Origin of the sequence: Bacillus sp. JJ722, assembly GCF_036963345.1 — a bacterium.
In the GTDB taxonomy this organism is placed as follows: Bacteria; Bacillota; Bacilli; order Bacillales; family DSM-1321; genus Bacillus_AD.
The window spans coordinates 8,156-8,464 of sequence record NZ_JBALMO010000049.1; the positions used below are offsets into that span (position 1 = coordinate 8,156).

The following is a 309-nucleotide window of genomic DNA, read 5'->3' on the forward strand; positions in this document are numbered from 1 at the left end:
TATTCCAGAGTTTACAAGAATATACCTGTCTTGTGTGTCATTCAGGATTGATGGTTCATCTTCATAAATAGAATTTTCTAGATTCATTTCAGCTGTTGTGTGTGAAGTTCCAAAACCACAAACCAAAGTAAAAACTAACAGTGTCGTTATTGGTATGGAAAATTTTTTATTACTTTTCATAAAACCCCTCCCTGTATAAATATTACACATCAGGAAAACAATTGGCAATATTTACTTTAGGTATATTTGGTTAAATACTAGAACAATTTCTAAATAAATGAATAAACATATTTTTATTTAATTGTTAAA

The 309-nt window shown here is 27.5% G+C and carries 1 protein-coding gene; it reads right to left on the reverse strand.

The genetic code is table 11. The annotated features are described in order from the left end of the window. On the reverse strand, window positions 1-180 hold a 180-nt coding region (locus tag V7014_RS08070; RefSeq protein ID WP_335505977.1), incomplete at its 3' end, for a hypothetical protein. Between the last annotated feature and the right edge of the window lie 129 nt (window positions 181-309).